The following is a 23857-nucleotide window of genomic DNA, read 5'->3' on the forward strand; positions in this document are numbered from 1 at the left end:
GGACTCATACGACCAGCCATACGACTACGGGCCGGGGACGGCCCAGTGGGCCCTCCCCGGCCCGAGCCGGTTGCGATGAAGCGTCAGCGGACGTGATCCACGTCGACGAGGTCGACGCGGACTCCGCGACCGCCGATGGCGCCCACGACGGTACGCAGGGCGCGAGCGGTACGACCGTTGCGGCCGATCACCTTGCCGAGGTCGTCGGGGTGCACCCGGACCTCCAGCACGCGCCCGCGGCGCAGGTTGCGCGAGGCGACCTGCACATCGTCGGGGTTGTCGACGATGCCCTTCACGAGGTGCTCAAGCGCCTCTTCGAGCATGCTGCTCAGGCCTCGGTCGACTCGGACTCAGCCGCGGCCTCGTCCTTCTTCTCAGCCTTCTTCTTCTGGGTGATCGCCTCACCCTTGCCCTCGTCGTCACCGCCGAGCGCCTCGAACGTCGGGCGCGCGGCCTTCGGCGCGGCCACGAGCAGCGGCGCCGGGGCGGGCTCGCCCTTGAACTTCTGCCAGTCGCCGGTCTTCTTCAGGATGGCGAGCACGGGCTCGGTCGGCTGGGCGCCGACGCCGAGCCAGTAGGCGACGCGGTCGGCGTCCACCTCCATGACCGACGGGTTGTAGGTCGGGTGGTACTTGCCGATCTCCTCGATCGCACGGCCGTCACGGCGCGTGCGGGAGTCGGCGACGACGATGCGGTAGTGAGGCGAACGGATCTTGCCCAGACGCTTCAGCTTGATCTTGACTGCCACGGGAGTGGGTTCTCCTGGATTTGACGTGTTTGGGCACGGCGAGTCTGCCGCGTGGGGTTGCGGTACCCGAGTGCCCGATGGACGCGTCAGCCGGAGGAGAGAGGGGTCCTGTGCGGCTGTCGAGTACAGCTAGCCATTGTGCCACACCCTGCGGGTCGCTTTGGCCGACGGCGAGGTGCGGGGCCCTGGGCATGCCGCAGGCGCACCCGGCGCGGAGGTGAGGTACGTCGGGTGCGCTGCCGCGGGGAGACCGGGGTGTGGCGATGAGCCATGGCTACGGCTGCCACGAGCAGCCGTCTGCTCAGCTCGCCGCCGCTCCCACGGCCTCCGGGATGCGGAACGGCTTGCCGCAGCCGCCGCACACGATGGGCGCCTGGGCCAGGACCGACGGCACCACCCGGACGTTGCGGCCGCAGTCGCACACCGCCTTGACCCGGACGCCGCCGCCGGACGAGCCGTGGCGGGCGGCCGGGCCGCGGAAGGTACGGGAGGTGTCGGCGGAGGTCGCCACCGTGTGGGCCTTGAGAGCGCGCTGCAGTCTCTCGATGGTCGGCCGGTAGCGGCGCTTGGCCTCGGGGTTGAGCGCGACCAGCGAGAAGCCGCTGCTGGGGTGCGGCTCGTCGGGGTGGTCCAGGCCCAGCTCCTCGGCGATCGCGAGGAATCTGCGGTTGTGGTAGCGGCCGGCCCGGGAGGTGTCGCGCACTCCACGGGCGGCGGCGATGCCGTGGACTGCCTCATGGAGCAGCCGTTCGAAGGAGAGCTCGTGTCCGCACGCGGACGACGACTCTCCGATCAGGGACTCTGGCGCGGCAAGGTCGGGCAGTTCGGGGTGGTACCGCTGAATGTCGGCCCACGCCTCTGCCAGCTCTGCGGCGAGAACAGGTGGTGTCTGTGTCGTGCTCACGTAATGAGAACGAGCGGGGGTGCCGCTGTGTTCCTATTCCGGGGCATCCCAAATAATTTGCACGTACCCGTCAGTTGGCACTGATGCGTGGAGACGAGTACGGGTGCGCTGATCTGCGGAGAAGCCTCACAGCTCGTACCAAGCCGGTGCGTAGTCTGACGTACGCCCCGACGCGTACCCCCGACGTAGGGACCGGGGCGGCTGTGGTCGGCGGATGCGCAAGAGGCCTTTCGGTCGCTCTCGTGGCTTGGGACGCCCTACCGGTCAGCGCCCGCGACGGCCCCGGCGTTACTCGGACCCCGTCGTCATCCGGCGCCGACCCGCCTCCGGCGACCGGACCCCGGACGGTCACCGGGCCGGCCGACCATGGCCAGAACCGCCGTGTCGTGGGTCCGATGGTAGAGCCACAAGTTGCGGGGATGTGAAATCTCGCCACAGTCACATTCCACCTACAAGCCGGTACCCGCGACCTCTGGACGCCACCGCGAGCCCGGAGTTACCTGGCATACGTGGGAAGTGCGAGCGCACGACACGGGGACCACGGAATCGGTCAGTGCGTAACTCTCGGCGGATTGGGGCGCTTACCTATGACACCTACGCTCGTGCGGCATCACCCGTCTCACGCGGACTCCGCACCCCGCGTGAACCTGGGCGCACGCGCGCGTGACTGGTCAGAGATCCAGGAGCGGATGCTGGTCCCGCTCTACGAGACCGTCCACGAGCGACTAGAAGTGGGCCCCGCCACCCGGCTGCTCGGCCTGCGCTGCGGTTCCGGTCTCGCCCTGTTGATGGCGGCGGCCAGAGGGGCCGTGGTGACCGGTGTCGACTCCTCCCCCGAACGCCTCGCCCTCGCCCGTGCGCGCCTGCAGCCCGAGCCGGCCCTCGGGGCACGCGCGCGTGGCCGTGCCGCCCGGGTGGTCGAGGGCGGGCCGGCGGACGCGGTGGACGCGCAGGCACCGGCGTACAACCTGATCACCGCCTTCGACCCGATCGGCTGCCTGGCCGGCGACGCCGAAGGGCTCGGTGGACTGCTCGCCGAGGCGGTGCCGTCGGCGGAGCGCGGGGCGGCCGTGGTGCTGGTCGGCTGGGGTCCGCCGGAGCGCTGTGCGACCTCGTCCGTCCTGCGGGTGGCCGCGAAATTGGCCGATCCTTTGCGCAGCGCGGGCAGTTGGCGGCCGGCGTGCCGCGACGACCTGGAGGAGGTCGCCCAGCGGGCCGGGCTGCGGATGGACGGGTCCGGTCGGGTCTCCTGCCCCTTCGGCTACGCCGACGCCGACAGCGCCGTACGCGGACTGCTGTCGACCGGGCTGTTCGACGCGGCGATCGCGGCGACCGACCAGGAGCAGGTCGGCAAGGAGCTGACCGAGGCGCTCCACCCGCACCAGCGCCCCGACGGCACGGTGTGGATGCCGAACGTCTTCCGGTACCTGATCGCCCGCGTGCGCTGACGCTCCGCCGGGAGGGCCGACGCTTTCGTCCGCGGTCGCGTCGTGGCTGGTCGCGTCCGCGCGGCGGAGCCGCATATCGGTACCGCCCCGCGCCCCTTCGGGGCGCTCGGAAACGGCGCGGTCGGAATCGGGGCGGTCAGGTCTCGTCGAGGTCCTTGGTCAGGCGGGTGATCCCCGCGATCCGGTAGGCGTCCGCCTCCTCCAGTGTTTCGCGTTCCAGCAGGGCCTGGGCCAGTGCGTCCAGCTGGTCGCGGTGCTCGCGGAGTTTGCGGCGGGCCTCGTCGTAGCACTCGTCGACGATCCGGCGCATCTCGGTGTCGATCGCGTCCAGGGTCTGGGGCGCGGCGGCGAGTCCGTAGGCCTGCTGGGCGTCGTTCGGGAGCGCGGAGAGGCGACCGACCTCCTCGCTCATGCCCCAGCGGGAGACCATCCCGCGCGCGATGTTGGTGACCTGCTCCAGGTCGCTCTCCGAACCGGTGGTGATCACGTCGTAGACGACCTGCTCGGCGGCCATTCCGCCGAGCGCGCCGATGATCCGGCCGCGCAGGTACTCCTCGGTGTACGCGTACTTGTCCGCGTCCGGCGTGGACAGGGTGACGCCGAGGGCGCGGCCGCGCGGCACGATGGTGATCTTGCGGACCGGGTCGGCGCCGGGCTGCAGCATGCCGAGCAGGGCGTGCCCGCTCTCGTGGTAGGCGGTGCGCCTGCGCTCCTCCTCGGGCATCACCAGCGGCCGTTCGGCGCCGAGCTGGACTTTTTCCAAGGCCTCCGAGAGGTCCGACTGGGTCACGCTGTCCTGCTGGCGCTTGACGGCGAGCAGAGCTGCCTCGTTGGCGAGGTTGGCCAGTTCGGCACCGGTCATGCCCGGGGTGGTACGGGCGACCTGGGCGAGGTCGACGTCCGGGGCGAGCGGGATCTCGCGGGTGTGGATCTCCAGGATGGCCTCGCGGCCGGTGCGGTCCGGGGGCGAGACCTGGACCACCCGGTCGAAGCGGCCGGGCCGGGTGAGCGCGGGGTCGAGGATGTCGGCGCGGTTGGTGGCCGCGATGACGATGACGCCCTCGGAGCCGGAGAAGCCGTCCATCTCGGTGAGGATCTGGTTGAGGGTCTGCTCGCGCTCGTCGTGTCCGCCCATGGAGGCACCGCCGCCGCGGGCCCGGCCGATGGTGTCGATCTCGTCGATGAAGATGATGGAGGGAGCGACCTTGCGGGCCTCCGCGAACAGTTCGCGCACGCGTGACGCGCCGACGCCCACGATCATCTCGATGAACTCGGAGGCGGAGGCCGAGAAGAACGGCACCCCCGCCTCGCCGGCCACGGCCCGCGCGAGCAGGGTCTTGCCGGTGCCGGGCGGGCCGGCCAGCAGCACACCGCGCGGCATCTTGGCGCCCATCCTGCGGTAGGCGTCGGGGTTCTTCAGGAAGTCGACGACGTCGTTGAGCTCGCCCTCGACCTCGTCGATGCCGGCCACGTCCTCGAAGGTGGTCCGCTGCTGTCCGGGCTCCAGTTCGACCGGCTTGGGCGGCGCCTTGCGGCCCAGCATGCCGCCCGCGCCGCCGAGGCCCGCGCTCATCCGGCGGGCGATGAAGACCCACACCGCGACCAGGATGATGATCGGCGCCAGCGAGATCAGCAGGTTGGCGAGGAAACTGCGGTGCTGGACCACCGGAGCGGCGGTGACCGTGACGTTGTGCTTGGTCAGGTTCGCCCACAGGGCGTCGTCGGCGAAGGACGGCCGCTCGGTGTTGAACTTGGTGTAGTTCCCACCGCCCTCGGGGTTCTTCTGCTCCTTCTTGAGCTGCCCCTGGATCGAGTCGCCCTTGGCGTAGATCTTGTCGACGTTGCCGTCGTTGACCTGCTTGCTGAACTCGGTGTACGAGATCGTCGGCTCGTTGGCCTGGTCGAAGTACGACAGCACCAGGTTGGCAAGCAGGTAGACCACCAGAGCGGTCATGATCAACCGCCACCAGCCGCCGCGCATCCTCGGCCCGCCGGACGGCGGCTTCGGCGGCTCCTCGGGGGCACCCTCGGTACGCCAGGGCTGGTCGGGCGACTTGCGCGGCGGCGCGGGGTTGGTCATATGCGGAAGGTACGACACCGACCAACCCCTGGCACGCGCACAGGTGAACTCGGTCCTTGAACTCCCATGAACTTCAGCCCATGGAACTTCAGCCCATGGAACTTCAGCCCATGGAACTTCAGCCCATGAACTTCTTGAACTCGTCCGGCAGCTCGAAGTCCTGGGCGCCCTGCTGCGGCACCCCGAGCGCGTTGCCGCCCTGGGCGGCCGCCTCGCGGCGCTGGGCCTCCTCCAGCTCCTGCTGCTTGCGCTTCATCGGGTTGCCGGAGCGCTGCTTGCCCTTGGCCTTCTTCGGCTGCTTCTTGGCCCGGCCGGGGCCGCCGCCCATGCCCGGGATCCCCGGCATGCCCGGCATGCCGCCGCCCTGGGCCATGCGGGACATCATCTTGCGGGCCTCGAAGAACCGCTCGACGAGCCCCTTGACCGCGCTGACCTCGACACCGGAGCCCTTGGCGATACGGGCGCGGCGGGAGCCGTTGATGATCGTGGGGTCCTGGCGCTCGCCCGGGGTCATCGACTTGATGATCGCGGCGGTGCGGTCGACGTCCCGCTCGTCCAGGTTGTTGATCTGGTCCTTGATCTGGCCCATGCCGGGCAGCAGGCCGAGCAGCTTGCTGATGCTGCCCATCTTCCTGACCTGCTCCATCTGGGCCAGGAAGTCGTCCAGGGTGAAGTCCTGGCCCTTCTTGGACGCCAGCTTCGAGGCCATCTTCTCGGCCTCTTCCTGGCTGAACGTCTTCTCCGCCTGCTCGATCAGGGTGAGCAGGTCACCCATGTCGAGGATGCGGGAAGCCATCCGGTCCGGGTGGAAGGCGTCGAAGTCGTCGAGCTTCTCGCCGTTCGAGGCGAACATGATCGGCTTGCCGGTGACCTGGCGGATGGAGAGCGCGGCACCACCGCGGGCGTCACCGTCGAGCTTGGAGAGGACGACCCCGTCGAAGCCGACACCGTCGCGGAAGGCCTCGGCGGTGGTGACGGCGTCCTGGCCGATCATCGCGTCGACGACGAAGAGGATCTCGTCGGGGCTGACCGCGTCCCTGATGTCGGCGGCCTGCCGCATCAGCTCCTGGTCGATGCCGAGGCGGCCGGCGGTGTCCACGATCACGATGTCGTGGACCTTCTGCTTGGCGAACTCGATGGAGTCCTTGGCGACCTTGACCGGGTCGCCGACGCCGTTGCCCGGCTCGGGCGCGTAGACGGCGACCCCGGCGCGCTCGGCGACGACGCTGAGCTGGTTGACGGCGTTGGGGCGCTGCAGGTCGGCGGCGACCAGGAGCGGGGAGTGGCCCTGCCCCTTGAGCCAGTGGCCGAGCTTGCCCGCGAGGGTGGTCTTACCGGCACCCTGGAGACCGGCGAGCATGATCACGGTGGGCGGCTGCTTGGCGAAGCGCAGCCGCCGGGTCTCGCCGCCGAGGATCGTGACCAGCTCGTCGTTGACGATCTTCAGGACCTGCTGGGCCGGGTTCAGGGCCTTGGAGACCTCGGAGCCGAGCGCCCGCTCCTTGACGTTCTTGATGAACGTGCGGACGACCGGGAGGGCCACGTCGGCTTCGAGAAGCGCGATGCGGATCTCGCGGGCCGTGGCGTCGATGTCCGCTTCGCTCAGACGCCCTTTGCCGCGCAGATTCTTGAAGGTCGCTGAAAGGCGATCGGAGAGAGTGTCGAACACGGCGGCGTCGGTCCTCGGAGTCGGGGGCGGTGAGCGTCTTCCAGGGTATCCGGCCGCGCAAGGAAGTGGTCCCCGCCCTGCACAACCGTCCGCTCAGGCCCTCAGCGTCTCCTCCAGCTTTCGCGCCACCGAGCTCGCCTCCTCCGCGGGCAGCGGCGCGTGGTCGGTGCCGGTCACGTAGAAGGCGTCGACGACGTTCGAGCCGAGCGTACTGACATGCGCGCTGCGCACCCGTACCCCGGCGTCCTCCAGCGCCCGCCCGATCCGGAACAGCAGCCCGGGTGCGTCCTGGGCCCGTGCCTCGATCACCGTGGCGTGCCGGGAGGCCGCCGAGGCCACCGTCACGCGCGGTGGCGGGGCCACCCAGCCCCGGCGCCTCGGGTAGGCCGCGTCCCGCTCCGCGAGGCGTCCGGCGATGTCCAGGGAGCCGTCCAGGGCACGGACCAGGTCGGCGCGGAGGCGGGCTGCCTGGGGCAGGGAGCCGTACTCGGCGGCGACGCGCCAGTCCAGGAGCAGGACGGTGCCGTCGTCGACGTCGTCGGGCAGCTCGAGGGAGCGCAGCTCGGCGGTGCGGACGGCGAGGCGGTGCATGGCCAGGACGCCGGCCACGGCCGGGAGGACGCCGGGCTGGTCCGGTACGGCGATGATCAGTTCCACACCGAGCGGCTCGGGGTCGCCGGACGGCTCGTCCTCGGCCGCCGGTTCGGTCTGGGCCCGCAGCGACAGCACCGGGCCGCCGGTGCGGAAGGCCTCGATGGCCAGCCGCTCCTGTTCGGCCGTGGGCGCGCCGGGCTCGGGCTCGTCGGCGCTGTCCCCGGCGAGGACCGCCGAGACCCGCTTGACCAGGTCGGCGACGAGCGAGCCCCGCCAGGACGACCAGGCGGCCGGGCCGGTGGCCAGCGCGTCGGCCTCGGTGAGGGCGTGCAGCAGCTCCAGGGTGCCCTGGCTGCCGACCGCCTCGGCGACCAGCCGGACCGTGGCCGGGTCCTCCAGGTCGCGCCGGGTGGCGGTCTCGATGAGCAGCAGGTGGTGTCGTACGAGCGTCGACAGGACCGCCACGTCCGTGCGGTCGAAGCCGATCCTGGCCGCCACGTCCTTGGCGATGATCTCGCCGGCCACCGAGTGGTCCCCCGGCCAGCCCTTGCCGATGTCGTGCAGCAGCGCGGCGACCAGGAGCAGGTCGGGGCGGTGGACACGGCGGGCGAACTCGGAGGCGCGGACGGCGGTCTCGATGAGGTGCCGGTCGACGGTCCAGATGTGCACGGCGTTGCGCTGCGGCCGGCAGCGGACCCGCTCCCAGTCGGGCAGCAGCCGGGTGATCAGGCCCTCCGCCTCCAGCGCCTCCCAGACGTCAACGGTCGGGCGGCCGGAGCCGAGGAGCGTGACCAGCTGCTCACGCGCCTCGGCGGGCCAGGGCGTGGGCAGGGGGCGCGCGGTGGCCGCCATGCGCCGGACGGCGTGCAGGGAGAGTGGGAGGCCGGCCTGCGCGGCGGCGGCCGCGGCGCGCAACGGGAGCACGGGGTCGCGTTCGGGGCGCGCGGCGCGGGCGAGCACCACCTCGCCGTCCTGTTCCACCACCCCTTCCGCGAGCGGGGAGCGCTCGGCGACCGGCTTGCCGCCGCCCAGCATGGCGCGCAGCCGTGGCCGGACGGCGCGCGAACGCAGCACGCGCCCCACTTCACGCCAGGTGACATCACTGGCGTACGAGATGACCCGCGCGGACTCGTAGACCTGGCGCAGCAGGGTGTCGGCGTCGAGGAGGTCCAGCTCGGCCGCCACCTGGTCCTGCTCCTGAAGCGCGAGGCGGTCGGTCGCACGCCCCGTCGCGAGGTGCAGGGCGTCACGGACGTCGAGCAGGCGCCGGCGGGCTTCGGCGAGGCCCTCGCGCGGGGCGTCCGCCAGCCAGGAGGCGGCGACGGCCCGCAGGGTGGTGGCGTCCCGCAGCCCGCCGCGGGCCTCCTTCAGGTCCGGCTCCAGGAGGTACTGCAGCTCGCCCTGGCGTTCGGCGCGCTCGAGGCAGAGCTCCTGGAGTTCGGGAAGGCGCTTGGGCGCCTGGTTGCGCCAGTCGGCGAGGATCGCGGTGCGCAGTCCGGAGGTCAGGCCCAGGTCACCGGCGATGTGGCGGGCGTCGAGCAGGCCCAGCTGGACCTTGAGGTCCTCACCGGCGGTCTTGCGGGCCTCGGCGGGCGTGCGTACGGAGTGGTCGAGGGCCAGGCCCAGGTCCCAGACGGGGTACCAGAGCCGGTCGGCGACGGCGGCCACCGCGCCGGAGTCGGCGCCGTCGTGCAGCAGCAGGAGGTCCAGGTCGCTGCGTGGCGAGAGCTCGCCGCGGCCGTAGCCACCGACGGCGACCAGGGAGACGCCACCCTTGATGCCCTCGGTGGCCGCCGCGAACAGGCCGGTCAGCCAGCCGTCCGTGAGTTCGGCGAGGGCGGTACGGCGCGACGGCCCGGACCGCGCCCCCTCGGTGAGGAGGCGCAGCCGGGCCGCCGCGTAGCCGCTGGGTCCCGTGTTCTCTGCGTCGTTCCGAACGTCCGTGCCCGTCACCCAGCGACTCCTGCCTGTATTCAGATGGTTCTGTTCTACAGTGCGTCCGGTCCGCGCTCACCCGTGCGGACCCGAACGGCGGTCTCGACCGGGAGGGACCAGACCTTGCCGTCACCGATCTTGCCGGTGCGGGCGGCCTTGACGATGACGTCGATCAGCTGTTCGGCGTCCTCGTCCTCGGCCAGCACCTCGATGCGGATCTTGGGCACCAGGTCGACCGTGTACTCGGCACCACGGTAGACCTCGGTGTGTCCGCGCTGCCGACCGTAGCCGCTGGCCTCGGTGACCGTGAGGCCGTGGACGCCGAAGGCCTGCAGGGCCTCCTTGATCTCGTCGAGCCGGTGGGGCTTCACGACGGCGGTGATGAGCTTCATGCGTCCACCTTCTTGCTCGAGCCGGCCAGGGCCGCGGCGGAGACGGTGCCGACGACACCGCCGCCCGCCCCGCTGAAGTCGTATGCAGTCTCGGCGTGCTCCGCCTGGTCGATGCCGGAGACCTCGTCGTCCTCGGAGACCCGCATGCCGATGGTCTTGTCGAGGAGGAAGGCGAGGACCGCGGAGGCCACCAGGGAGTAGGCGAGGACCGCGCCGACACCGGCGAACTGCTTCCACAGCTGGGTGAAGGAGTGGTCGCCGTAGAAGACGCCGGTCGCGGCGGACTGGCCCTTGCCGGTGGCGAAGAAGCCGATGAGCAGGGAGCCGATGATGCCGCCGACCATGTGGACGCCGACGACGTCCAGGGAGTCGTCGTAGCCGAACTTGAACTTCAGTCCGACGGCCGCTGCACAGGCGACACCGGCGATGGCGCCGACGGCGATCGCGCCGAGCGGGGAGACCGCACCACCGGACGGGGTGATCGCGACCAGACCCGCGACCGCGCCGGAGGCGGCGCCCAGCGTGGTGAACGCGCCGTGGCGGATCTTCTCGTAGGCGAGCCAGGCCAGCATGGCGGCGGCGGTGGCGACCTGCGTGTTGACGAACATCAGCGCGCCGACGCCGTCGTCGTTGCCGAGCCACGAGCCCGCGTTGAAGCCGAACCAGCCGAACCACAGCAGACCGGCGCCGAGCATGACCAGCGGAAGGCTGTGCGGGCGCATCGGGTCCTTCTTGAAGCCGACCCGCTTACCGATGACCAGGATCACGCCGAGGGCGCCGGCACCGGCGTTGATGTGGACCGCGGTACCACCGGCGAAGTCGATCACACCGAGCTTGTAGGCCCAGCCGTCGGCACCCCAGACCCAGTGGGCGACCGGGACGTAGACGATCGTGAGCCACAGGGCGACGAAGAGCGCCCAGGCCGAGAACTTGACGCGGTCCGCGATGGCGCCGCTTATCAGGGCCGGTGTGATGACCGCGAACATCATCTGGAAGACCATGAAGACGAAGATCGGGATCGTGTAGCCGTCCCAGAGCTCCGTCAGGCCGACGTTGCTCATCCCCAGCCAGTCGGAGTTGAAGCCGATGAAGCCGTTGCTGGAGCCGAAGGCAAGGGAGAAGCCGTAGAGGACCCACAGGATGGTGACGATCCCGATGCTGACGAAGCTCATCATCAGCATGTTCAGCGTGCTCTTGACGCGGACCATGCCTCCGTAGAAGAAGGCGAGTCCCGGCGTCATGAGCAGCACCAGGGCGGAACAGATGAGCATGAAGCCTGTGTTCGCGGAGGACAGCTTGGGTGCCTCCGCGGCAAGCATGATGGCTGGTGCCATCGGCGTCTCCTCGTCGATTGGTACGGCCCTGGGTGCGGGCGATGCCTGAGAGCGGTCCGGTCAAGCGGGGGGTGGGCCGGTTATGCGCCATGAGATTGGCGCAGCGCCGTTTCGGTCGTTGCCCCTCGTTGTTTCGCCGGAGTGACGAAGACGCCCTGCGTGTTACGCGTCGATGAACTGCGAGATGCCGGGCTGCGGGATCGTTATCGTGGCGCAACCTTCTCCCGGACGGAGAGAACCGGCCGCGGCGGCCTTCCGATGACCTGGCATGGGGGAGCCGAGTCGGGCAGTTCGGGAGGGCCGGCCGCGGCCGGGGTCTGGGGTGGGCCGGGGTTCAGACCGCCTCGGCGGTCTCCGGCAGGTCGACGGCGAGCTGTTCGGTGAGGTCGACGACCGCGGCGAGATCGCCGTGGTCACGGACGGCCGCGTCCACCGTCTTTCGAATACGAGTGTTCACGCGCTCCGAGCGCACCTTCCTGGCGATGCCCATGGCCTCGGAGGCCAGAACCGTGCTCTGCTCCGGCTCGCCCCGCAGCAGGTGCACGGTGGCCATGCCGATGAGGTTCAGTGCGTACGACCGCTGGTGCTCGGAGTCCTTGGCGAACAGCTCCACGGCCCGCTGCATCAGGGGCTCGGCCAAGGAGGCGTAGGTGGGACTGCGGCCGGCGACGTAGGCCAGGTCGCGGAAGGAGTGGCTGTTCTCGCCGTAGAGCTCGGCCTCGGAGAAGAAGCGGATCCAGTCCGGGTCCGGCTCGTCCCACTCGTCGGCCTCGGCGAAGGTGTCCTCGGCCATCCGGACCGCGCGCTTGCACTTACCGGGCTGGCCCATGTTGGCGTAGGCGCGGGCCTCCATCGCATACAGCATCGACTGGGTGCGCGGGCTCGCGCAGTCCCGGCTGCCGTACTGGGCGAGGTGGATCAGCTCCAGGGCGTCGTCGGGCCGGCCGAGGTGGATCATCTGGCGGCTCATGCTGGAGAGGATGTACGAGCCCAGCGGCTTGTCGCCGGCCTCCTTGGCCGCGTGCAGGGCGAGCACGAAGTACTTCTGGGCGGTGGGCTGGAGCCCGACGTCGTACGACATCCAGCCGGCCAGTTCGGCCAGTTCGGCGGCGACTTGGAAGAGCTTGCGGGTGGTGGCCTCGGGCTGGGGTTCCTGGAGCAGGTCGGTGACCTCGTGCAGCTGGCCGACGACCGCCTTGCGGCGCAGGCCGCCGCCGCACTGGGCGTCCCACTGACGGAACATCACCGTGGTGGACTCCAGGAGCTCCAGCTCGGGCCGGGAGAGGCGGCCCTGGCGCCGGGAGTCGGCCGCCGGCTCGGAGGCCTGCGACAAGGCGGTGGGTGAGGGGACGAGCCAGCGCTGCATGGGCTCGATGAGGGACGGGCCCGCCGACAGGATCAGCGAGGTTCCGAGGAAGCCGCGCCGCGCCAGCATCAGGTCGCTGCGCGAGAACTCGCTGAGCAGGGCCACCGCCTGCGGGCCCGTCCAGGGCAGGTCGACGCCGGTCGCCGAGGGTGACTGGCGGGCGGCCCGCAGACCGAGGTCCTCGACCGAGACGACACAGCCGAAGCGCTCGGAGAACAGCTCGGAGAGGATCCTCGGGATCGGCTCGCGCGGGTTCTCCCCGTCGAGCCAGCGGCGCACCCTCGACGTGTCGGTCGAGATGTGGTTGGCCCCCAACTGGCGTGCCCTGCGGTTCACTTGCCGCGCCAGCTCGCCCTTGGACCAGCCGCTGCGCACGAACCACGAGTTGAGCAGCTCATTGGGGCGCTTGTCCGTACTGGCCGCGGTCGTCCCGCTTCCGCCGTTGCCGCCCACTTGGAACGCCCCCATCCCTGAGACCACTTGTTGCCGGATGCGCCAAGCCCTATCAGAATGCCGGTAAATACGGCCGTCCGCCCGCAGTTCTCACCCTTCGAACGGGATACCGAGTTGCCTCCGGCATACCCACGAGTGCATGTGCCCCCAGGCCTCGTGCACTCAAAGTAATCCTACGATCACTGCTCCAACCATGGCGATCCCGGAAACGCCACCATTCGCCACCCCATCGAATGAACTCACGATGGCCTCGGCGCGATTCACTTGACATAGGACGGCCGGGAGTAGGCGGAGCGGTGCACTCGGGGGCGCACAGTCCCAGGTGCACCACCGGTAGCACTTCCAGGCGCCGCCTTGACCTCGCGGGCACGAGGGAAGGCGGAGTTCTGGCGTCACGTTCCGTTTCCGTCTCGTTCCGTGTCGTAACCACCGGCGCGCCGGACCCGTTGGAGGGGGCATGGGCTTCACGATCGGCGGCATTCGCGAGATCCGCTCCGGTACACGTCGGCGCGGTCGTTCATCGGATTGCACCACCGTCGCCGAGTTCACCGGCCTATGGGGCTGGGACGTGGTCCCGGGGGCCCGGGCCGCGGCCGGCGCGTGCTCGTGCGGGCACACCGACTGTCCCGCGCCGGGAGCGCATCCGCTGGACTTCGCGCCCCAGGTGTCCGCCGGGGCCACGCTCGACGAAGTCACCAAGGCCTGGGGCGAGTTCCCGGGCGCGGCGGTGATGCTGCCGGTCGGCCGCGCGTTCGACGTGATCGAGGTCGCCGAACCCGCCGGGCGCCGCGCCCTGGTCCGCCTGGAGCGCATGGGGCTGCCGCTCGGCCCGGTGAGCGCCACCCCCGAGGGCCGCGCGCACTTCTTCGTCGCCCCCGGCGCCGCCGCCGAACTCCCCGAAGTGCTCTACCGCATGGGCTGGGACGACCCGACCTCCCTGGACCTGCGCGGTCTAGGCGCGGGGACGCACATCACCGCGCCGCCGTCCGACCGGGGCGGCCTGGGCCCGGTGCGCTGGCTGCGGCCGCCGGCCCTGGACTCGGCGACGAAGCCACCGACGGCGAGGCTGCTGCTGGGGACACTGGCGTACGTGGCGCACCGGTCGCGGGCATAGCCGGCTTCGCCGGGCCGACAGCGGAGAGCCCCGTCGCATCTGCACCATGCGGCGGGGCTCTTCTTCTCGCCGCCCGGCCACCGCGGCCCTCCGTCCGGGAGCCACGACGGTGGGCGGCCAGGTCCGCGCGAGCGGCGGCTCGGGCCCACCGTGCGGAAGCGCCCGTCCCCGACCACACGTCGGGAACGGGCGCCTCTCACGCAGGCCGGTGAATTCGCTACCCGCCCGCTACTCCCCGATAAGGGCGTCAACGAACGCCTCCGGCTCGAACGGTGCCAGGTCGTCCGCGCCCTCGCCGAGGCCGATGAGCTTGACGGGTACGCCCAGTTCGCGCTGGACCGCGATCACGATGCCGCCCTTGGCGGTGCCGTCCAGCTTGGTGAGCACGATGCCGGTGATGTCGACGACCTCGGCGAACACCCGGGCCTGGACCAGGCCGTTCTGTCCGGTGGTGGCGTCCAGGACGAGCAGCACCTCGTCCAGCGGGGCGTGCTTCTCGACGACCCGCTTGACCTTGCCGAGCTCGTCCATGAGCCCGGTCTTGGTATGAAGACGCCCGGCGGTGTCGATCAGTACGACATCCACCCCCATCTCCTTGCCCTCCTTCACCGCGTCGAAGGCGACGGAGGCGGGGTCCCCGCCCTCCGGCCCGCGCACGGTGTAGGCGCCCACCCGCTCGCCCCAGGTCTGGAGCTGGTCGGCGGCGGCGGCCCGGAAGGTGTCGGCGGCGCCGAGGACGACCGTACGGCCGTCGGCGACGAGCACGCGCGCGAGCTTGCCGGTGGTGGTGGTCTTGCCGGTGCCGTTCACGCCGACGACCATCACGATGCCGGGCTTGCGGTCGGCGGGCTCGGTCTTCACCACGCGGTCGGCATCGGTGCCGACCAGCTTGAGCAGCTCCTCGCGCAGCAGCCCGCGCAGCTCCTCGGGGGTGCGGGTACCGAGCACCTTGACGCGCTCGCGCAGTTGTTCGACCAGCTCGGTGGTGGGCTGCACACCGACGTCGGCGGTGAGCAGGATGTCCTCGATCTCCTCCCAGGTGTCGTCGTCGAGGTGCTCGCGCGAGAGCAGCGTGAGCAGCCCCTTGCCGAGCGCGTTCTGGGATCGGGAGAGCCGGGTGCGCAGCCGGACCAGACGGCCGGCCGTGGGCTCGGGGATCTCGATCTCGGGAGCCGGGGGCTCTTCGACGACGACGGGAGCCGAGCCGTCGGGAAGGTCGACCTCCTCTATCGTCCGGCGCGGTTCGTCGCGCGGCGTCTCGGCCTCGTCGCCGACGTGCGGCTCGGCCGGGGGGGCGGTGATGTCGGGCGCGGAGGGGGGCGGCGGGGGCAGCGACTTCTTGCGCCGGCTGCCGATGACCAGCCCGCCGAGCGCGCCGAGCACGACCACGGCGATGACTACAGCAAGGATGACGGTTTCCATAACCCGTCCAGTATCCATCCCTCCCCCGGGCACGACTTTGTTCCCTCGCGAGGGAGTTTCCGGACGATCCTCCGAATCGCGGTGCCCTCTTTGGGGGTATTCGTCGGACTAAAGTACGATGACTGCTCATGAGCACCACCGCCCACCACGATGGCGCCCTCGAACATCTGGAAGAGTCGCTGGAGCAGCACGGCCTCGAAACCCGGGGCCTCGAACCGGTCCCCGACTCCGAGCGCACCGCGACACCCCGCGGGCTGCTCCCCACCTGGATCGCCGCCAACATCAGCGTCCTGCTGCTCACCGTGGGCGCGAGCCTGGCGGTCTCGTTCGGACTGAATTTCTGGCAGGCCCTGACGGTCGGCGCCACCGCGCCGATCGTGTCGTACGGCCTGGTCGGGCTGGTCGGCATCGCGGGCAAACGGGGCGGCGCACCGGGCATGGCCCTGTCCCGCGCGGTCTTCGGACAGCGCGGCAATCTGCTGCCCGGCGCGCTGATCTGGGTGGCACGCTGGGGCTGGGAGACGATCAACGCGGTGACCGGCGCCTATGCGCTGCTGACGGTCCTGGACGTCCTCTTCGGGATCAGGAGCAACACCGTCCTGATCATCGCCACCCTGCTGCTCTTCGTGATCACCACGTTCGTGATCTCGGGCATGGGCATCAGGGCGGTGCGGCGGTGCAACCGCTGGGCGACCTGGCTGTTCGGCGCCTTCACCCTGCTGGTCCTCGGCCGTCTGATCGCGGTGACGGACTGGAGCAGGGTGCTCGGGCAGCCCGCCGGTCCCACGGCGGCGATGGTCACCGGAGTCGGGCTGATCGCGGCGGGCGGGATGAGCTGGGCGCCGGCCTCGCCGGACTTCACGCGGTACCTGCCGGGCACGGCGCCCTCGGCGGCGATCGTACGCAACACGGTCGGCGGCGCCGCGATCGTCGTCCTCCCCATGGTCCTGATGGGTGCGGTGATGGCGTCCGGCACGCCGGACCTCGCCAGGGCGAGCGACCCGGTCTCCTTCCTCGGCGAGATCCTCCCGCTGTGGCTCGCGGTCCCCTATCTGCTCATCGCCCTGGTCGGCATGCTCCTGATCAACGCGATGTCGATGTACTCGGCGGGCTTCACCGCGCAGACGCTCGGCTTCCGGCTCCCCCGCCACTGGGCGGTCTCCGTCAACGCGGTGATCTCGCTGGTCCTCGGCGGGGTGCTGATGCTGGCGGCGACCTCGTTCATGGGCTCGTTCATCGCCTTCCTGTCCCTGCTGGCGGTGGCGTTCTCGGCATGGGTGGGCGTGTTCGGGATCGACATGCTCCGGCGCCGGGAGTACGACGCCACGGCGCTCCTCGACACCAGCCGCACCAGTGCCTACTGGTACCGGGCGGGCTTCTCCCCCGCCGCCGTCACGGCCTGGGCGCTCGGCCTGCTGGCCGGGCTCCTGTTCACCAGGTCCGACTGGTTCACCGGCCCGTTCGCCGCGGACAACCCGGTCGGCCGATACGGGCTGGGCTGGATCGCGACGATCGTCGTCTCGGGTCTGCTGTACGCGGTGCTGCCGAAGCCGGCGGTGGTGGCGGCCGGGGCCGGCGAGCGCACGCCTCTGGCTGTCTGACGTACCGTCAGCTACTGTCCCCGCACACCCGCCCGGCCAAGGTGAAGGGGAACTCCCATGCCCGTCTCGGTCGTTCGCTTCAACCTCGTCGAGCCCGGGGCCGACTCCGCCTCCCTGGGCGCCCGTTACCGGGCCGCCGTGGAGATGACCGGGTACGCCGACGAGCACGGGGTCACCACGGTCCAGACCGAGGAACACCACGGGGTCGACAACAACTGGCTGCCGTCGCCGTTCACCTTCGCGGGCGCGGTGTTCGGGGCGACGCGGAACATCGCGGTGACCGTCTCGGCGGTGATCGGCCCGCTGCACGACCCACTGCGGCTGGCGGAGGACATCGCGGTCCTCGACCTGCTCAGCGGGGGGCGGCTGGTGACGGTGGCCGGGATCGGCTACCGGCCGGAGGAGTACGCCCTGTTCGACGTGGAGTGGAAGCGGCGGGGGCGGCTGCAGGACGAGGTGCTGGAGACGGTGCTCAAGGCGTGGACCGGGGAGGAGTTCGCGTACCGGGGCCGTACGGTACGGGTCACACCGCGTCCCTTCACCGATCCGCACCCGCTGCTGCTGGTCGGCGGCTCCTCCAAGGCCGCCGCCCGCCGTGCCGCCCGGCTCGGCCTGCCGTTCTTCCCCAGCGCGCATCTGCCGGAGCTGGAGGCGTACTACAAGGAGAAGCTCACCGAGTACGGCACGGAGGGCTGGACGATGATGCCGACGGCCCAGACGCCGCTGCTGCACATCGCCGAGGACCCGGACCGGGCATGGGCGCGGTACGGGCAGCACTTCCTGCACGAGGCCCGGACGTACGCGTCCTGGCAGTCGGGGGACATCCACTCGGCGGTGCGTTCGTCGGCCACGACGGTGGAGGAACTCCGCGCGGAGGGCGTCTACCGCATCCTCACGCCGGAGGAGTGCGTGGCGGCCGGCCTGGACAACCTCGTCCTGCACCCCCTGGCGGGCGGCATGCCGGTGGAAGAGGGCTGGCGCAGCCTGCGCCTCTTCGGAGAGGCCGTGCTTCCCGCGCTGACCTCGTAGCGGAAGACAGGGGTGCGGCGGATCGAGTGACAGGCGAACCATGAACCGCCGCCCCGCCCGGGCAGTGACCGGGCGGGGCGACGGAGGGTACGAGGAGAGGGGCAGCGGGGACTTGGCCCTTCTCCTCGAGTCGGGGGCCTCGTGACGAGGGTCAGCCCATCTCCTCCAGGGACTTGCCCTTCGTCTCCTTGACGTACTTGAGGACGAACGGGATGGAGAGGGCCGCGAAGACCGTGTAGATCACGTAGGTCGCGGAGAGGTTCCAGTCGGCCAGCGACGGGAAGCTCGCGGTGATGGCCCAGTTGGCGATCCACTGTGCGGAGGCGGCCACGCCCAGCGCGGCGGCGCGGATCCGGTTCGGGAACATCTCGCCGAGGAAGACCCACACGACCACGCCCCAGGACAGGGCGAAGAAGAGGACGAAGATGTGCGCGGCGACCAGCGCGGTCCAGCCCTGCGTGGCCGGGAGCTTGCCGTCGACCAGGTGGTAGGAGAAGGCCCAGGCCTCCAGGGCGAGGCCGACGACCATGCCGACCGAGCCGATGAGGGCCAGCGGCTTGCGGCCGATCCGGTCCACGAAGATCATCGCGATCACGGTGCCGATGATGTTGATGATCGACGTCGTGAAGGAGTAGAAGAACGAGTCCGTCGGGTCCACACCGACCGACTGCCACAGCGTCGAGGAGTAGTAGAACGCGACGTTGATGCCGACGAACTGCTGGAAGACCGAGAGACCGATACCGACCCAGACGATCGGCTTGAAGAAGAAGGAGCCGCCGAGCAGGTCCTTGAACGTCGACTTGTGCTCGCTCTTCATCGCGTGCTCGATCTCGGCGACGCGGGCGTCCAGGTCGATCTTGTCGCCCTCGACCTCTTCGAGGATCTCGCGGGCACGGTCACGCTTGCCGACGGAGATCAGGAAGCGCGGGGACTCGGGGATGGCGAAGGAGAGCAGGCCGTACAGGACGGCCGGGATCACCATGACGCCCAGCATGACCTGCCAGGCCTCCAGGCCCATCAGCTTGCCGCGCTGGTTGCCGCCGGCGGCGTTGAGCAGACCCCAGTTGACCAGCTGCGAGATGGCGATGCCGACGACGATCGCGGCCTGCTGGAAGGAACCGAGGCGGCCTCGGTAGGCGGGCGGAGCGACCTCGGCGATGTAGGCGGGGCCGATCACGGAGGCCATACCGATGGCGAAGCCGCCGATGATCCGCCAGAAGGCGAGGTCCCACAGGGCGAAGGGCAGCGCCGAACCGACGGCACTGATGGTGAACAGCACGGCGGCGATCTGCATGCAGCGGATACGGCCGATCCGGTCGGCTATCCGCCCGGCGGTCGCGGCACCGATGGCACAGCCGATCAGGGCGATGGCGATGACCTGGGCCAGGGCGGCGGACCCGATGTCATAGCGGCTTCGGATGGCCTCGACGGCACCGTTGATGACGGAGCTGTCGTAGCCGAAGAGGAACCCGCCCATCGCGGCGGCCGCCGCGATGAAGATGACATGCCCGAGATGATCGGGGTGAGCCGTCCCGGCTCCTGAATTGGGTGCCTGCGCAGTGCTGGTCACAAAAAACTCCTCGGGCCACCCGGCAGCGCTGCCGGGGGTGGGGGTGAGCCCTTTCAGGTTCAAGTGGCGCACAACTTCACACCGCTCACACCTGAAGGTAAAAGCAACGTTGCAGAGACTATGCCTTCAAGTTTCGAAGTCAATACCGGGTACGGTGTGAAGTTGCAGATACCACGCAAGGAAGATGCGTTCACTTCTTGAAGAAAAGGCGAAGGTGACGTGCCCCGAAGGGGCGCGGGGAACTGCGCGACCAGCCACAACGGCGCCGCACCCGGAACCGTCGGCCAAGACCCGGCGTCAGCGCAACCGCTGGCTGATGACCTTCGACACACCGTCACCCTGCATGGAGACGCCGTAGAGCGCGTCGGCGACCTCCATCGTGCGCTTCTGGTGCGTGATCACGATCAGCTGCGACGACTCCTGCAGCTCCTGCATGATCCGGATCAGCCGCTGGAGGTTGGTGTCGTCCAGGGCCGCCTCCACCTCGTCCATGACGTAGAACGGGCTGGGCCGCGCCTTGAAGATCGACACCAGCATCGCCACGGCGGTCAGCGAACGCTCGCCACCCGACAGCAGGGAGAGCCGCTTGACCTTCTTGCCCGGCGGCCGGGCCTCGACGTCCACGCCCGTGGTGAGCATGTTGTCGGGGTCGGTCAGGATCAGCCGTCCCTCGCCGCCCGGGAAGAGACGGCTGAAGACGCCCTCGAACTCGCGGGCCGTGTCCCGGAACGCCTCCGTGAAGACCTGCTCGACGCGTTCGTCGACCTCCTTCACCACTTGAAGCAGGTCGGCGCGGGTCTTCTTCAGGTCCTCCAGCTGCTCGCTGAGGAACTTGTGCCGTTCCTCAAGAGCCGCGAACTCCTCCAGGGCGAGCGGGTTGACCTTGCCGAGCTGCTGGTAGGCCCGCTCGGCCGCTTTGAGGCGCCGTTCCTGTTCGGCCCGGTGGAAGGACTTGGGCTGGTTGCGCGGGTGCTCGGGGTCGTCCGGCAGCACCTCGCCCTCGGCGGGGGGCGAGGGCGGCACCGGCTGATGCGGTCCGTACTCCTCGATGAGTCCCGCCGGTTCGACACCGAGCTCCTCCAGCGCCTTGGTCTCCAGCTGCTCGATCCGCAGCCGCTTCTCGGCGCCGAGTACCTCGCCCCGGTGAACTGAATCCGTGAGTTTGTCGAGTTCCGCCTTGAGGTCACGGCCGGTGCTGCGGGCGGCGGTCAGCTCCTGCTCCCGGCGGGCCTTCGCGGCCTCGGCGGCGTCCCGTTCCCGGTCGGCCCGGCCGACCGAGACCTCGACATGCGCGAGCAGTTGGCGGGCGCCGGCGGCGACGGCCTCCGCGACCGCGGCCTCGTGGCGCAGCCGGGCCCGGCGCTGTTCCGCACGCGCGCGTGCCTCGCGTTCCGCGCGGGCCGCGCGGTCGAGGGAGTCGGCGCGGCCGGCGAGGCCCTTGACCCGCTCCTCGTGGGTACGGACCTGGAGGCGGGCCTCCATCTCGGTCTGACGGGCGTTGGCGCCGTCGGCGGCGAGACGATCGCGCACCGAGGTGTCCGGCTCCTCCTCGACCGGCATCTCCTCGGCCACGGCGAGCCGCTCGGCCAGTACCTCGACCTCTTCCAGGGCCTTGTCGAGGGACTCCTGGGCGCGGGCGGCCGCCGCCGTGGAACGTTCCGCCTCACCGGCCGCGCCGCGCGCCTGTCCGGCGAGCCGGCCGAGCTGCTGGGCGACGGCCGACTTCTCCCGGTCGGCGGCGCGGCGGCGTTCGGCCAGCTCCTCGACCTGTGCGGTGCACGCCTTGCGGTGTTCCTGGGCGGCCTGCTGGGCCTCGGCCAGTGCCTCGCAGCGGACCGCCAGCTCCTCGAGTTCGGCGGCGGCCTCGTCGACGGAGGCCTGTACTTCGAGGAGGCTGGGGGCGCCCGCGGAGCCGCCGTGCGCGAAGTGCGCGCCGAGGAGGTCGCCTTCGGCGGTGACGGCGGTGAGGTGGGGCCTGCGGTAGACGAGTTCCTCGGCGGCTTCGAGGGTGTCGACCACGACGATGCCGTGCAGGAGGCGGCGGACGGCGGGCATCAGGTCGGCGGGGCCACGGACGAGATCGGCGGCGGGGGTCCCTGACGGGGGTGCCGGGAGGGGGCGTCGGTCGTCTCGGACGCCCTGCGGCGGAGCCGCGTAGGGATGCGGCCCCGTGTCCCTGGGGGATGCTCCCTCGGCAGGCCCCCCCGAGGGGAAGTGCGGTCGTCCGTCGGCTGCCGCGCCGTCGTGGCCGGGCGCGCCGTTGCCCGCGCCCCCTTGGGGCGCTCCAGCCAGGGACGGTTCAGGGGCACCCGACAGGAGGAGGGCTGCTCGGCCGCCGTCCTGTTTGCGGAGGAGGCGGATCGCGTCGGCCGCCGAGGTCGGGGTCGTCACCGCGACGGCGTCGGCCGCCGTGCCGAAGGCCGCGGCCAGGGCGACCTCGTGGCCCGGGGTCACCGTCAGCAGTTCCGCCGCCGGGCCCAGGACTCCGGTGAGGCGGTCCCGGGCGCCGAGCAGTATGCCGGTGCCGTCCTTGCGGCGCAGGCCAAGCGCCAGCGCCTCGCGGCGGGCCTGGGTGGCGGCGCGACTGCGTTCCGCCGCGGTGGTCGCCTCGCGGGCCGCCGTCAGGGCCGCCTCCGCCTCGGCGAGCCGCAGCCTGGCCTGCTCGTGCCGGCCGGCCAGTTCCTCGTCACCCGCGTCGAGGCCGTCGACCTCCGCCTTGAGCGCCTCGTACTCCTCCTGCGCCGAGACCGCCCGCTCCTGGGCCTCGTCACGGGCGGCGGCCAGCCGGTCGATCTCCGCCTGGGCCGAGCCGGCACGTGAACGGGCCGCGTTGACCTGGCCGTTCAGCCGGGCCAGGCTCTCCCGGCGGTCGGCGATGGAACGGGCCACGTCCTTCAGGCGCCGTTCCTCCTGGGCCAGTTCGCGCTCCAGTTCGGCACGGTGCGCGACGGTGTCGTCGAGGGCGTGCTGGGCCGCCTCCAGGGCCGCCTCCAGCTCGGCCTCCTGCTCACGGATGCGGTGGGCCTCGCGCTCCATGTCCTCGGGGTCGCGGCCGCGCCGCTCCTCGGGGGGCGTGGAGGTGGCGCTCTTCACCCGGGCGTCGGCCAGCGAGATGGTGCCGCGGACACGTTCGGCGAGCTGGGACAGTTCGTACCAGGTCTGCTGGGCGCGCTGCAGGCGTGGCGTGAGCCGGCGCACCTCGTCCTCCAGGAGCGCCTCGCGCTGGAGTGCCTTCTTCAGCTCCTGCTCGGCGGCTTCCTTGCGTTCCTTGAGGGCGGCCTCGTCGGCGATCTCGCTCTGCAGCGCCTGGCGCAGTCGTACGAGGTCGTCGGCGAGCAGGCGCAGGCGCGCGTCGCGCAGGTCCGCCTGGATGACGGCGGCCCGGCGGGCCACCGCCGCCTGGCGGCCCAGCGGCTTCAGCTGGCGCCGCAACTCGTCGGTCAGGTCCTGCACGCGCGCGAGGTTGGCCTGCATCGCGTCCAGCTTGCGGAGGGCCTTCTCCTTGCGCTTGCGGTGTTTCAGTACACCGGCCGCCTCTTCGATGAAGGCCCGGCGGCCCATCGGGTCGGCGTGCAGGACGGAGTCCAGCTGGCCCTGGCCGACGATGACGTGCATCTCACGGCCGATGCCGGAGTCGGAGAGCAGTTCCTGGATGTCGAGGAGGCGACACGTGTCGCCGTTGATCTGGTACTCGCTGCCGCCGTTGCGGAACATGATCCGCGTGATGGTGACCTCGGCGTATTCGATGGGCAGCGCGCCGTCGGAGTTGTCGATGGTCAGGGACACCTCGGCGCGGCCCAGCGGCGGGCGGCCGGTGGTGCCGGCGAAGATGACGTCCTCCATCTTGCCGCCGCGCAGCGACTTGGCACTGTGCTCACCCATGACCCAGGTGAGCGCGTCCACGACGTTGGACTTGCCCGAGCCGTTCGGACCGACGACACACGTGATCCCCGGCTCGAACCGGAGCGTGGTCGCCGAGGCGAACGACTTGAACCCGCGAAGGGTCAGGGCCTTGAGATGCACGCCGTCGGACTTTACCCGGCGGCGCTAGCGCACTCCACGACCCCTCGCAACCGCGCGGTTTCGCGCATGAACATGCAGGGCACACCAGACGTTAAAGAAGGTGAAAGGATGCGCGGGGCTGGAAGGTGCCGGGCACGGGGGCGCGGGGGCAGGCCAGAGGGACAGGAAAGAAAAG

The 23857-nt window shown here is 70.8% G+C and carries 16 protein-coding genes; 4 read left to right on the forward strand and 12 right to left on the reverse strand.

The window, feature by feature from the left end; translation table 11 throughout:
- Positions 1 to 83: 83 nt before the first annotated feature.
- The 3 genes from ACZ4N4_RS35760 to ACZ4N4_RS35770 all read right to left on the reverse strand — a co-directional run bounded on the left by ACZ4N4_RS35760 (position 84) and on the right by ACZ4N4_RS35770 (position 1652).
- Positions 84 to 323, reverse strand: coding sequence for an RNA-binding protein (locus tag ACZ4N4_RS35760; protein WP_003973401.1), 240 nt, complete (start codon positions 321 to 323; stop codon positions 84 to 86).
- Between the two features lie 5 nt (positions 324 to 328).
- Positions 329 to 748 carry a 30S ribosomal protein S16 gene (gene rpsP, locus ACZ4N4_RS35765; RefSeq protein ID WP_360484878.1) on the reverse strand — a complete coding sequence of 140 codons (420 nt, stop codon included), beginning with the start codon at positions 746 to 748 and terminating at the stop codon, positions 329 to 331.
- Positions 749 to 1049: 301 nt separating this feature from the next.
- Positions 1050 to 1652 carry a hypothetical protein gene (locus tag ACZ4N4_RS35770; RefSeq protein WP_450766032.1) on the reverse strand — a complete coding sequence of 201 codons (603 nt, stop codon included), beginning with the start codon at positions 1650 to 1652 and terminating at the stop codon, positions 1050 to 1052.
- 587 nt (positions 1653 to 2239) lie between these two features.
- On the opposite strand from ACZ4N4_RS35770, the gene ACZ4N4_RS35775 reads away from it, so the two are divergent.
- Positions 2240 to 3100 carry an SAM-dependent methyltransferase gene (locus ACZ4N4_RS35775; protein WP_467596724.1) on the forward strand — a complete coding sequence of 287 codons (861 nt, stop codon included), beginning with the start codon at positions 2240 to 2242 and terminating at the stop codon, positions 3098 to 3100.
- A 136-nt stretch (positions 3101 to 3236) separates the two neighbouring features.
- Here ACZ4N4_RS35775 and ftsH read toward each other — a convergent pair whose 3' ends face one another.
- The 6 genes from ftsH to nsdA form a co-directional block, all read right to left on the reverse strand.
- Positions 3237 to 5180 (reverse strand): ATP-dependent zinc metalloprotease FtsH, encoded by a 1944-nt coding sequence (gene ftsH, locus ACZ4N4_RS35780; RefSeq protein ID WP_467596726.1) that lies wholly within the window; start codon positions 5178 to 5180, stop codon positions 3237 to 3239.
- A 118-nt stretch (positions 5181 to 5298) separates the two neighbouring features.
- The gene (gene ffh, locus ACZ4N4_RS35785; RefSeq protein ID WP_467596729.1) at positions 5299 to 6849 is read right to left on the reverse strand and encodes a signal recognition particle protein; all 1551 of its coding nucleotides are present in this window, start codon (positions 6847 to 6849) and stop codon (positions 5299 to 5301) included.
- A 93-nt stretch (positions 6850 to 6942) separates the two neighbouring features.
- Positions 6943 to 9396, reverse strand: a complete 2454-nt coding sequence (locus ACZ4N4_RS35790; protein WP_453573548.1) for a [protein-PII] uridylyltransferase — start codon at positions 9394 to 9396, stop codon at positions 6943 to 6945.
- A 35-nt stretch (positions 9397 to 9431) separates the two neighbouring features.
- Positions 9432 to 9770: a P-II family nitrogen regulator gene (locus ACZ4N4_RS35795; protein ID WP_093498850.1), complete on the reverse strand. Its 339-nt coding sequence runs from the start codon at positions 9768 to 9770 to the stop codon at positions 9432 to 9434.
- Positions 9767 to 11104 (reverse strand): ammonium transporter, encoded by a 1338-nt coding sequence (locus ACZ4N4_RS35800; RefSeq protein WP_450766022.1) that lies wholly within the window; start codon positions 11102 to 11104, stop codon positions 9767 to 9769. Before ACZ4N4_RS35800 ends, ACZ4N4_RS35795 begins: the two co-directional genes overlap by 4 nt.
- Positions 11105 to 11438: 334 nt before the next feature.
- Positions 11439 to 12923: a transcriptional repressor NsdA gene (gene nsdA / locus ACZ4N4_RS35805; RefSeq protein ID WP_453573667.1), complete on the reverse strand. Its 1485-nt coding sequence runs from the start codon at positions 12921 to 12923 to the stop codon at positions 11439 to 11441.
- A 457-nt stretch (positions 12924 to 13380) separates the two neighbouring features.
- Here nsdA and ACZ4N4_RS35810 point away from each other — a divergent pair, with 457 nt between their 5' ends.
- On the forward strand, positions 13381 to 14037 hold the full coding sequence (locus tag ACZ4N4_RS35810; RefSeq protein WP_453573544.1) for a bifunctional DNA primase/polymerase: 657 nt from the start codon (positions 13381 to 13383) through the stop codon (positions 14035 to 14037).
- Between the two features lie 228 nt (positions 14038 to 14265).
- Here the strand turns inward: ACZ4N4_RS35810 and ftsY are convergent, their stop codons facing one another.
- A complete protein-coding gene (gene ftsY / locus ACZ4N4_RS35815) occupies positions 14266 to 15459 on the reverse strand; it encodes a signal recognition particle-docking protein FtsY (protein ID WP_453573541.1) in 1194 nt (397 codons plus the stop codon).
- A 128-nt stretch (positions 15460 to 15587) separates the two neighbouring features.
- On the opposite strand from ftsY, the gene ACZ4N4_RS35820 reads away from it, so the two are divergent.
- Complete coding sequence (locus ACZ4N4_RS35820) at positions 15588 to 17060, forward strand: cytosine permease (protein ID WP_467596734.1); 1473 nt, start codon at positions 15588 to 15590, stop codon at positions 17058 to 17060.
- 57 nt (positions 17061 to 17117) lie between these two features.
- The gene (locus tag ACZ4N4_RS35825) at positions 17118 to 18089 is read left to right on the forward strand and encodes an LLM class flavin-dependent oxidoreductase (RefSeq protein WP_467596736.1); all 972 of its coding nucleotides are present in this window, start codon (positions 17118 to 17120) and stop codon (positions 18087 to 18089) included.
- Positions 18090 to 18240: 151 nt separating this feature from the next.
- On the opposite strand, the gene ACZ4N4_RS35830 is transcribed toward ACZ4N4_RS35825, so the two are convergent.
- Both ACZ4N4_RS35830 and ACZ4N4_RS35835 read right to left on the reverse strand, forming a co-directional pair.
- A complete protein-coding gene (locus tag ACZ4N4_RS35830; protein ID WP_467596739.1) occupies positions 18241 to 19659 on the reverse strand; it encodes a sugar porter family MFS transporter in 1419 nt (472 codons plus the stop codon).
- 297 nt (positions 19660 to 19956) lie between these two features.
- Entirely contained in the window at positions 19957 to 23682 is a 3726-nt protein-coding gene (locus ACZ4N4_RS35835; protein ID WP_467596742.1) for an AAA family ATPase, read from the reverse strand.
- Positions 23683 to 23857 lie beyond the last annotated feature (175 nt).

The sequence above is a fragment of the Streptomyces sp. NPDC026538 genome (assembly GCF_055567535.1).

Coding starts and splice junctions, on each gene's coding strand:
- ACZ4N4_RS35760 (WP_003973401.1), bottom strand. CDS start 323: ATGCTCGAAGAGGCGCTTGAGCACCTCGTGAAGGGCATCGTCGACAAC.
- ACZ4N4_RS35775 (WP_467596724.1), top strand. CDS start 2,240: ATGACACCTACGCTCGTGCGGCATCACCCGTCTCACGCGGACTCCGCA.
- ftsH (WP_467596726.1), bottom strand. CDS start 5,180: ATGACCAACCCCGCGCCGCCGCGCAAGTCGCCCGACCAGCCCTGGCGT.
- ACZ4N4_RS35795 (WP_093498850.1), bottom strand. CDS start 9,770: ATGAAGCTCATCACCGCCGTCGTGAAGCCCCACCGGCTCGACGAGATC.
- ACZ4N4_RS35800 (WP_450766022.1), bottom strand. CDS start 11,104: ATGGCACCAGCCATCATGCTTGCCGCGGAGGCACCCAAGCTGTCCTCC.
- ACZ4N4_RS35810 (WP_453573544.1), top strand. CDS start 13,381: ATGGGCTTCACGATCGGCGGCATTCGCGAGATCCGCTCCGGTACACGT.
- ftsY (WP_453573541.1), bottom strand. CDS start 15,459: ATGGAAACCGTCATCCTTGCTGTAGTCATCGCCGTGGTCGTGCTCGGC.
- ACZ4N4_RS35820 (WP_467596734.1), top strand. CDS start 15,588: ATGAGCACCACCGCCCACCACGATGGCGCCCTCGAACATCTGGAAGAG.
- ACZ4N4_RS35825 (WP_467596736.1), top strand. CDS start 17,118: ATGCCCGTCTCGGTCGTTCGCTTCAACCTCGTCGAGCCCGGGGCCGAC.